At 60.7% G+C, this 9432-nt stretch carries 8 protein-coding genes and 1 pseudogene; 1 reads left to right on the forward strand and 8 read right to left on the reverse strand.

Features of this window, described 5'->3' with window-relative positions; all coding sequences use genetic code 11:
• The 3 genes from AAC126_RS20290 to AAC126_RS20300 all read right to left on the reverse strand — a co-directional run.
• A partial coding sequence (locus AAC126_RS20290) for an AAA family ATPase (protein WP_339856944.1) occupies positions 1 to 2226 on the reverse strand: 2226 nt, incomplete at its 3' end.
• Positions 2227 to 2277: 51 nt separating this feature from the next.
• On the reverse strand, positions 2278 to 2895 hold the full coding sequence (locus AAC126_RS20295) for a DsbA family protein (protein ID WP_339856947.1): 618 nt from the start codon (positions 2893 to 2895) through the stop codon (positions 2278 to 2280).
• Positions 2896 to 3074: 179 nt separating this feature from the next.
• Positions 3075 to 3614 (reverse strand): DciA family protein, encoded by a 540-nt coding sequence (locus AAC126_RS20300; protein ID WP_339856949.1) that lies wholly within the window; start codon positions 3612 to 3614, stop codon positions 3075 to 3077.
• A 66-nt stretch (positions 3615 to 3680) separates the two neighbouring features.
• Here AAC126_RS20300 and mutY point away from each other — a divergent pair, with 66 nt between their 5' ends.
• A complete protein-coding gene (gene mutY, locus AAC126_RS20305) occupies positions 3681 to 4733 on the forward strand; it encodes an A/G-specific adenine glycosylase (RefSeq protein WP_339856952.1) in 1053 nt (350 codons plus the stop codon).
• Here the strand turns inward: mutY and AAC126_RS20310 are convergent.
• The 5 genes and pseudogenes from AAC126_RS20310 to AAC126_RS20330 form a co-directional block, all read right to left on the reverse strand.
• A complete protein-coding gene (locus tag AAC126_RS20310; protein ID WP_339856953.1) occupies positions 4730 to 5551 on the reverse strand; it encodes a hypothetical protein in 822 nt (273 codons plus the stop codon). The two genes, mutY and AAC126_RS20310, sit on opposite strands and share 4 nt — an antisense overlap.
• Entirely contained in the window at positions 5551 to 6342 is a 792-nt protein-coding gene (locus AAC126_RS20315; RefSeq protein ID WP_339856956.1) for a hypothetical protein, read from the reverse strand. Before AAC126_RS20315 ends, AAC126_RS20310 begins: the two co-directional genes overlap by 1 nt.
• Before the next feature lie 86 nt (positions 6343 to 6428).
• On the reverse strand, positions 6429 to 8015 hold the full coding sequence (purH, locus tag AAC126_RS20320; protein WP_339856958.1) for a bifunctional phosphoribosylaminoimidazolecarboxamide formyltransferase/IMP cyclohydrolase: 1587 nt from the start codon (positions 8013 to 8015) through the stop codon (positions 6429 to 6431).
• 70 nt (positions 8016 to 8085) lie between these two features.
• Positions 8086 to 8949: an EamA family transporter gene (locus AAC126_RS20325; protein ID WP_339856960.1), complete on the reverse strand. Its 864-nt coding sequence runs from the start codon at positions 8947 to 8949 to the stop codon at positions 8086 to 8088.
• Positions 8950 to 9113: 164 nt separating this feature from the next.
• Positions 9114 to 9432 (reverse strand): annotated as a pseudogene (locus AAC126_RS20330) (folate-binding protein); the annotation flags it as partial.

Consider the following 9432-nt stretch of genomic DNA (forward strand, 5'->3'; position numbering starts at 1 on the left):
CTCGACCTCCGCCGCCTCGGCGGACACACGCTGGCGCTCCGCCTCCTCGATCTCGCCCTCGTACCGCGCTTTGGTATCGTCGATGGCGGAGAGCTTCGAATCGATCTCGGCCAGCAAAGCTGCCAGTTTGGAGCGCCGGGTCCGCGCCGTTTCGCTTTCGCTAAAGGCTGCGCGCATGGCTTCCCGCGCGGCCTTTTCGGCATCCACGGCTTCCCGCTGCGAGGTTCGGGCCGCGTCGAATCGTTCACTCGCCCCCGTCCGGTCCTTCTCCACCGCCGCGATTTCAGACTGCAGGGCGCCCAACCGGTTCCGCTGCTGCAGCCGGATCGCGGCACTGCTCGGCGCACCGGGGGCGACAACAAAGCCGTCCCAGCGGCATAGCCCGCCATCCCGGCTGACCAGACGCTGGCCGTCCCTCAGAGCGGGTTGCAACGCCTGCGCAGTCTCCAAGTCCGCCACCACGCCGGTTGCCGCAAGACGGCGCGCCAGAGCGGCCGGTCCTTGCACACGGGTTGCCAAGGGCTCGACACTGTCCGGCAGGGAGTTTCCGGAGTCGGCTCCGGACTTTCCGCTCCAGTAGCGCACATGATCGCCGCCCGATTCGGACAGCGGTGCCGTCAGATCGTCGCCGAGCGCGGCACCGAGCGCGGTCTCGTAGCCCGGCTCCGCCGAAACGGAATCGAGAATCGGCGCCGCATCACCATCTTCGCCATCGCCGGACAGCAATTGTTCGAGCGCACCGGCCTCCGCCGTCAGCTTCGCCAATCCGGCTTCAACGTGTTGCAAGGCCTCGCGGGCGGCACCCTCAGCTTCCGATGCGGCCTCCCGGGCAGCTTCAGAGCCGTCAGCGGCTGTACGCGCTGCTTCAAGCGCGGCCTCTGCCTCCGTTACCGCCTGCTCCGCCGCCTCGACTTCTCCCGGACCGGCCGCCGATTCCTGCAACCGCTTCCGATTATCCTCAAGCCCCGCAATCTGCCGGGTGAGCCGCTCTATCTGCTCCCGCGCCATCCGGGCCTGGCGTTGCAGGCTGGCCCGGCGCGCCTCGGTCGTCGCGATATGTTCCGTCATCCCGGAAAGTTTTACTTCCAGCACATCGGCGGCACGGTTGATATCGGTCAGCGCCGCGGCGGCTTCCGCCTGCGCTTCCGCCTCGCCCTCGCGCGCGGCGGCAATCCCGGCATGCTCGCCCTTCAGCCGTTCCAGTGCTTCTTCCGCGTCGGCGGACAGCAACTGCTCGCGCTCAAGATCATCGGCGATCTGGCGCAGACGCAGCTCCGCCTCGCTCTTCGCAGTGACGATGCGGCGTTCTTCATTATCGAGTTCGGCACGCGCCAGTGTCAGGCGCTGCAATTCGGCCGCTGCCTTTGCCTCATCCTCGCGCAGGGACGGCAGGCTGGCCGCCGTCTCGGTCTGGATGGTGCTTGCCTCGGCGGCCTTGCGGGTCGCTTCAGCGACCGCGTCCCCGGCCTCGGCCAGAGCCTTGCCGGCAACCGCCCGCTCTTCCTTGGTCGCTTCCCAGCGCCGGTGCAGCAACACCGATTCGGCCGAGCGCATCTGTTCGGCGACCGTCCGGTAGCGCTGGGCCTGCTTGGCCTGCTGACGCAGCCCGTGCAGCTGGCCTTCCAGCGCCTTCAGCACGTCTTCCAGCCGTTCGAGATTGGTTTCCGCCGCCCGCAGACGCAACTCCGCCTCACGGCGGCGGGCATAGAGGCCACGGATATTCGCCGCCTCTTCCAGCAGGATGCGGCGCTCGGACGGTTTCGCGTTGATGATGGCGCCGATCCGGCCCTGGCTGACCAGCCCGGCGGACCGGGCGCCGGTGCCGGCATCGGCAAACAGAAGCTGCACATCGCGGGCCCGCACTTCCCGGCCATTGACCCGGTAGGCGGAACCCTTGTTGCGTTCGATGCGCCGGATCACTTCCAGCTCCGGCGCATCGTTGAGGGCCGCCGGTGCCTTGCGGTCCTCGTTATTCACCATCAGGCCGACTTCGGCGAGATTGCGGGCCGGGCGGCCAGTGGTGCCGCCGAAGATCACATCGTCCATCTCGCCGCCGCGCATCTGCTTGGCGGAGGTCTCTCCCATCACCCATCTGAGGGCCTCGACGAGATTCGACTTGCCGCAGCCGTTCGGCCCGACAACGCCCGTCATGCCTTCCTCGATCAACAGCTCTGTCGGATCGACGAAGGATTTGAACCCCGAAAGACGCAGCTTAGAAAGATGCACCCGTTAGACGCTCCTTACCCGGCCCCAAATGCGGATTTTACGGAGCGCGCCCTAAAGCGCGTCCTCGATCACCTCTTCGAAGGACTCGAAGCTGAACACATCGTCCAGCTTGCGTCCATTCATGACAAAAGACGGTGTCGCCTTGATATCGTGCTCCTTGGTCGCCTTCAGCCGCTCGTTCAGGATGAAATCCAGCAGCTTCTCGTCGGTCATGCATTCCTGCACGCGCTCTTCGGAAAGCCCGGCCAGCTTCGCGTACTTGACCAGCTCGGTGAACGGATTGTCGCCGCGCGCCCAGTCCGCCTGCTTCTTCATCAGCAGATCGACCATGCCGACATAGCGCTGGCCTTCAAGACAGCGGGCCATGGCGGAAGCACGGAGCGCCCACTGGTCGAGCGGGAAGTCCTTGAATTCCAGCTTCACCTTGCCTGTATCGATGTATTTTTCCTTCAGCTGCGGCAGCACTTCGGTATGGAACCGGGCGCAGTGCGGGCAGGTCATCGAGAAATACTCGACGAGGGAGATCTTGGCATCGGGATCGCCGATCACACGGGGCGCGGTTGCCACGTCCATATCGACCCCGTCGGCCAGGGCCGGAAAGGACAGCCCGGCGGTGAAGGGCGCGATCAACCCCAGCCCCAACACAAGATTTAGCGTTCTACGGCGCAAGATTTGCCTCCTGTTACAACATGTTGAAATATTAATGTGACTCTTTGCGAGCCGCAAGAACTGGGAGTGCTGCAAGAACTGGGCGAGCCGCAACAACTGAACCCCGTGACACATCCTCCCGACCGGCGGGCCTTCCGGCAGGCATGGCCCGATCCGTTATAGCCTGCAGCCGAATCATGTCAGGAATAGGTCCGTTTTTTGGCTCCGGCGGCGGTCACCGCCTTGCCGAGATCTTCCAGCGCCTGCCGCAGATCGCTCCGCTCGACCCCGGCGACGCTTTCCGTGACCCGCGCGACCTCTTCCGGTTTCAGCGGCCGCAATTTCGGGCGCAGGCTTTCCCGCCGCTTCGGCAACGGTCCCTGTTTCAGGGAAATGCGGGCAATGGCGCTATAGCCGAAAACCGTGTTGATGCGTTCGAGCAGGACCGGAATCTGATGCTGGATTTCCAGGGCAGCGGCGCCGGCCACACGCAGATGCAGGGTGCCGCCGCCGGTCGTTCCCTTGGCGAAGACGAGCTTTTCGGGGGCGCATTGCAGGGCCAGTACCTCGCCGACAATCGCCGGCCAGTCGCTGACAATGCGCGATTCGGCGAAACCGCGACGGCGCAGCGCCTTGTCGCCGAGCGTCGGCGCGACGGCGGCAAGCCGGGCGAGACCGCCGATACGGCGGCGCCACGATGCCGGTTGTATTGTTTTGTCTGCTGCCGTCTTCTCGGACATTGCCGCGCTCCCCATGCGCACTAATGTAAGGGCTCCCGCGCCAGTCCCAACGGAAATAACATACACGTGACCACGCCTGAAATCCTCCCCGCCCTTTTGCTCGACTGGTACGACCGGCATCGACGCCGCCTGCCCTGGCGCGCGGAACCCGGAATAAAGGCCGATCCCTACCATGTCTGGCTCAGCGAAATCATGCTGCAGCAGACCACCGTGGTCGTCGTCGGGCCTTATTTCACGCGGTTTCTGGAGCGCTGGCCGAGCGTTGTCGCGCTGGCCGACGCGCCGCAGGAGGACGTGCTCGCCGAATGGGCCGGGCTCGGCTACTACGCCCGCGCCCGCAATCTGCATAAATGTGCAGCCGTCGTCCGCGATCTGCATGGCGGCCGCTTCCCCGACACCGAAGAGGCCCTGCTGGAGCTGCCGGGAATCGGCGCCTATACCGCCGCCGCCATCGCCGCCATCGCCTTCGATATCCCGGCAACGCCCGTGGACGGCAATTTCGAGCGGGTAATGGCCCGGATGCACGCGGTCGAAACCCCGCTGCCCGACGCCAAGCCGGAACTCAAACGCCTCTCCGCCGCGCTCACCCCGCAGCAAAGGCCCGGAGACTATGCCCAGGCCGTGATGGATCTCGGCGCCACCATCTGCACCCCGCGCAAACCGAAATGCCTGACCTGCCCGTGGAGCGCGTCCTGCACGGGACGGATCGCCGGAATCGCCGAAGACCTGCCGAGAAAGAAAAAGAAACCACCGAAACCGACCCGCAAGGGCGTCGCCTTCTGGATCATCAACGGCCGCGGCGAAATCCTGCTCCGGAGGCGGCCGCAAACGGGGCTGCTCGGCGGCATGGTGGAAATCCCGTCAAGCGAATGGCGCGAAGCGGAACACCCGCTGCACAAGTCCCTCGCCGAAGCCCCGATCAAGGCGCAATGGACCGCCCTCCCGGGCACAGTCCGCCACACCTTCACGCATTTCCATCTGGAGCTGACGGTCTATCGCAGCAGAGCCACCGGCACGCGCCCGTCTGACAGTTTCTGGCATCCAGTGGAGAAGATCGGCGAAGCGGGGCTGCCGTCAGTAATGGCGAAGATCGCGAAACACGCGCTGAGTAAAATCTAAGAATTCGCTATCAACACCTCCAGATCTTTACCCGTCCAATGAAATTTTAATACCTCACCAACCTCAATGCGGTCTTTTTCATTGAAAGCGCGAGACTCATATGCAACATGCCCTGAAAAATCAAAGTCATCAATAAAAGAATCAGAAAACTCCACACAAGTTAACCCATCTATACATTCTTTTTTATGGAATTCTAAAAAATATTCCTCTACTAAATTGCTATACGAATAAACCATCTCTTTAATAGAATTTTTTAGAAAATCAAAATAATCAACAACAACATCAGATTCAATATCATCAGACATCATAATGCCATTAAATAAATATAATTTATTCAATCTAATTATCTCTCTAAAATTGAAAATGTCGTCGATAAAAATCTCCACAAGATCCATGTAATTCATTGATCCATTTAATTTATATTTGCCAATCAGGACAGAATCTATTTTATTCGCTATACTTTCCCTCATATTTACCGAAAACCCCTCAAAAATACGAGGCTCCATTTCCCCAAAAGGAGATAGATGAGAAAAAATCTCATACAATAACTCTGAAATACCCTCCTCAAGGAAATATAATATTTTCACATGAATAGGGAAAAACCCTTCTGGCACACGAATTCTTGTTGAACCATCAATGGCTGTATAATTAATAATTGATCCGCTTATATTAAATTCCGATAAATCTACACTCGATAAATCAATATAAGATAAATCCGCGCCAACAAAAAAAGTCTTTGGATTACCATTAGATATCATAAATAGCGACATTAAGTCGTCTGTTCTTGCACCAGCTATTTCTTCCGATTTTTCAAACATCACGATTCAATAAAAGGAACAGCATCCGAAAGTAAAATAGATTCGAATGGATCACTTAAATCTCCAGACAAAAAACCCACTTTGGCCAGCTCATCCTTAATATATTGTTCGACAACGAGCTTTTTGGGGCGCGTAAGATTGGACCAAGAATATTTTCTTTTATCAGTGAATTCGACATCTTCCACAAAAAGGTCTTCTCTCCGGCATCGTACTTCTATGCGCGGCTCTGGTGGTTCGCCTCGCTGCCTCAAAGCTCTAGTATCTCTTACACGTAACAATGGTTTCAGGGGGTCCCAAGGTCGCCCTAAGAGCAATCGACTGCTAGTGCTGGCCTCCACTGCGAAAGAATACCCGTGCTCAATCTTGCGATAGTCGACAAAAATGTCTCCCTCTGTCGCTGACCTCTGTCTGGTTTCAGCAATTTCAATTGAGCCTTTTGCCGCAAATTGACCGCGAGCGCTCAACTCAGTTAATGAAGCTCTAGCTTCTCCTTCGATGCTTCGCCGCGATTCGACATATTTCGTCACCTCCACCTGACGGAACGGCGCCCTCATAACAGATGACGGCGGGATCACGAGCACATCAGCTAAGTCCAATATCACTTGGATTTCGGCCCTTTTCAAAGAGAGCCTGAACCTAATCGGCGCGCCTGGCCCGCCAACCCTCCCCTTAGAAAAACCTGCATCAATATGTAGGTCAGCTTCCGCAGTTTTTCCGTCAAAAGGGGTTCGCCAAGCATCAATCGATATCGTTTCCGCAAAGACGCGCGGATTATTTGCACGCTGAACCATAGCCTACTACAACTTTCGCTACCCCAAATCGCATTTAGAGGTAATACGATCTGTCCGCATAGGTCGATGGGAAAGTTGCAGTTTTATCAATGCCGGAAGTGGCGCATCCCGGTCATGACCATCGCGAGGCCCTTCTCGTCCGCCGCCGCGATCACTTCGTCGTCGCGCATGGAGCCGCCCGGCTGAATCACCGCCGTAGCGCCTGCTTCGGCGGCTGACAGCAGACCGTCGGCGAAGGGGAAGAAGGCGTCGGAGGCGACGACGGAGCCGATGGTGCCGGGCTCGGACGCACCGGCGGCTTCTGCCATGTCGCGCGCCTTGGAGGCGGCGATGCGGGCGCTGTCGACGCGGCTCATCTGGCCGGCGCCGATGCCGACCGTGGCGCCGTCCTTCACATAGATGATCGCGTTCGACTTCACATGCTTGCAGACCCGGAAGGCCATCAGCATGTCGGCCAGTTCTTGGCTGGTCGGCTGGCGCTTGGTGACGACCTTGAGGTCCGCCGCCGTGACACGGCCATTGTCCTTGTCCTGCACCAGATAACCACCGGCGACATTGCGCACGGTGCGCGCAGCGGCGGTCACGTCCGGCATGCCGTGGGTCAGCAGCAGACGGAGGTTCTTTTTCGCCGCGAGTACCTTGCGGGCGTCTTCGTCCGCGTCGGGGGCGATGATCACCTCGGTGAAGATCTTGGAGATCTCTTCCGCCGTGGCGCCATCCAGCGTGCGGTTGGCGGCGATGATGCCGCCGAAGGCACTGACCGTGTCGCAGGCGAAGGCGCGCTGATAGGCGGAGACCAGATCGTCCCCGACCGCGACGCCGCAGGGGTTGGCGTGCTTGATGATGGCGATGGCGGGCTGGGCGTCGAACTCGGCGACCAGCTCGAAGGCGGCGTCCGTGTCGTTCAGGTTGTTGAAGCTCAGCTCCTTGCCCTGGATCTGCTCGGCATTGCCGACGCCCGGGCGCGGATCGCCGCTGCTGTAATAAGCGGCGGACTGATGCGGGTTTTCACCATAGCGCATGATCTTCGGGGCTGCGCCGGAGAAGGTGATGCGGCGCGGATATGTGTCGCCGATCTCACCGGCCAGCCAGGTGGAGATGGCGCTGTCATAGGCCGCCGTGCGGGCATAGGCGACTGAGGCCAGCTTGCGGCGCAGCGCGTAGGTGGTCGCGCCCTTGTTCGCGTCCAGCTCGGCGATCAGGTCGGCGTAATCTTCCGGATCGACGACGGTGGCGACATGGCCGTGGTTCTTGGAGGCGGCGCGGATCATGGCCGGGCCGCCGATATCGATATTCTCGACACATTCGTCATACCCGGCGCCGGAGGCCAGCGTGCTCTCGAACGGATAGAGGTTCACCACCAGCAGGTCGATCGGCGCGATCTCGTGCTTTTCCATTGCCGCGACATGCTCGTCATTGTCGCGCAGGGCCAGCAGGCCGCCATGGATCGCCGGGTGCAAAGTCTTGACGCGGCCGTCCATGATTTCCGGGAAGCCCGTATGGTCCGCGACTTCCTTCACGGGCACACCCGCCTCGGCCAAAGCCTTCGCGGTGCCACCGGTCGAGAGGATTTCGACATTATGCGCCGCGAGCGCCTTGCCGAGCTCGATCAGCCCGGTCTTGTCGGAGACGGAGAGGAGAGCGCGGGAAACGCGGACGAGATCGGCTGCCATCTTTCGGGACCCGTTCCTGTGGATGAAATGCGGAATTTGGGGCTGCTTATGCGCGGGATGGCGCCGCTGGTCAACCGGACGGTTCTTCCGCGACGGCCTTGGCCTTCTTCTTGATCCGGGATTCGCGCACCGTGATGTAGGTGGTGCTGACAAAGATCATTGCCCCGCCGATCCAGGTATAGAGGCCCGGCAGCTCGCCGAAGATGAAGAAGCCGAGAAAGGCTGCCCAGATCATCTTGCTGAAATCCATCGGCAGCACAACCGAGGCATCGGCGAGCTTGAGGGACTGGTTCATCGCGGTCTGGGCGATGGTACCGAGGAACGCGATCAGGCAAAGCCAGCCTGCCTCCTCCAGCGTCGGCCAGCGCCAGAAGAAGCTGGCCGCGGCAAGGGTGAAGGGCGACAGGAAGATCGAGGCATAGACCGTGATGGTGACGCTGGATTCGGTCCGGGTCAGGAACTTGATGATGATCAGCGCGACGGACCAGACCACTGTCGCCGTGAGTATCAGGATCGGGCCGAGGCCGACTTCCGCCGTGCCGGGCTGGATGATCACCAATGTGCCGGCAAAACCGATCAGGATGGCGATCCAGCGCCGCACCCGCACCACCTCGCCAAGGAACAGCGTCGCCAGCAGCGTGGCAAAGAGCGGCGCCGTGAAGCCGAGCGCGGTTGCCTGCGCCAACGGCGTGATGGAAAGGCCGTAGAAGAACATCAGCATGGCCGCGGAATTCACCGCGCCGCGCAGGAACAGCAGCTTCATGTTCGTGGTGTGGAGCGGCCGGAAGCGCTGACGGATCAGCAGCGGGGCCAGCACGAACAGGCCGAGGAAGGAACGGAAGAAGGCGATCTCGAACGGATGCAGGTCCGCGTTCTTGCCGAGATCCCGGATGATCGCGTGCATGCAGACGAACATCGCCGCAGCGAGGGCCATGAGGAGGACGCCGCGAACCGGAGCCGGCAGGCGGGCGACAGAGTGTTTGAAAACAGCGAGCTTGGACACTGTGACACGCTATGCCCGGCATCCATCTCGCACAAGCGAACAGGCGGCACAGTAATGGTGCCGCGCCGCCGCGAATTGGGGCTAGTCGTTCGGAGTCAGAAGGTTGCCCAGTCCGGCTTCACGGGGAGAACCGTACTGCCGCCAGCGCTGAGCACGGCATGTTCCAGATCCTCGAGCACGTTCACCCGCAGCATGGCCAGCGCCATGGTCCCCGCGCCGGAACGGATCTCGCCGACCTCGCGATCGTCCCGCATCACAGGCGTGCCCGGCGCGGGCATTTCGCCGTCGAGGATGCGCACCGGCATCAGCCGCCGCTTCACCAGACCGCGATATTTGGTCCGGGCCGTCAGCTCCTGGCCCATATAGCAGCCCTTCTTCCAGTCGACGCCGTTCAGCTCGTCGAACCCGGCTTCC

Origin of the sequence: uncultured Nisaea sp. (assembly GCF_963974195.1) — a bacterium.
GTDB lineage: Bacteria > Pseudomonadota > Alphaproteobacteria > Thalassobaculales > Thalassobaculaceae > Nisaea.

Coding starts and splice junctions, on each gene's coding strand:
- AAC126_RS20300 (WP_339856949.1), bottom strand. CDS start 3,614: ATGTCCGAGAAGACGGCAGCAGACAAAACAATACAACCGGCATCGTGG.
- AAC126_RS20310 (WP_339856953.1), bottom strand. CDS start 5,551: ATGTTTGAAAAATCGGAAGAAATAGCTGGTGCAAGAACAGACGACTTA.
- AAC126_RS20315 (WP_339856956.1), bottom strand. CDS start 6,342: ATGGTTCAGCGTGCAAATAATCCGCGCGTCTTTGCGGAAACGATATCG.
- purH (WP_339856958.1), bottom strand. CDS start 8,015: ATGGCAGCCGATCTCGTCCGCGTTTCCCGCGCTCTCCTCTCCGTCTCC.
- AAC126_RS20325 (WP_339856960.1), bottom strand. CDS start 8,949: ATGGCCCTCGCTGCGGCGATGTTCGTCTGCATGCACGCGATCATCCGG.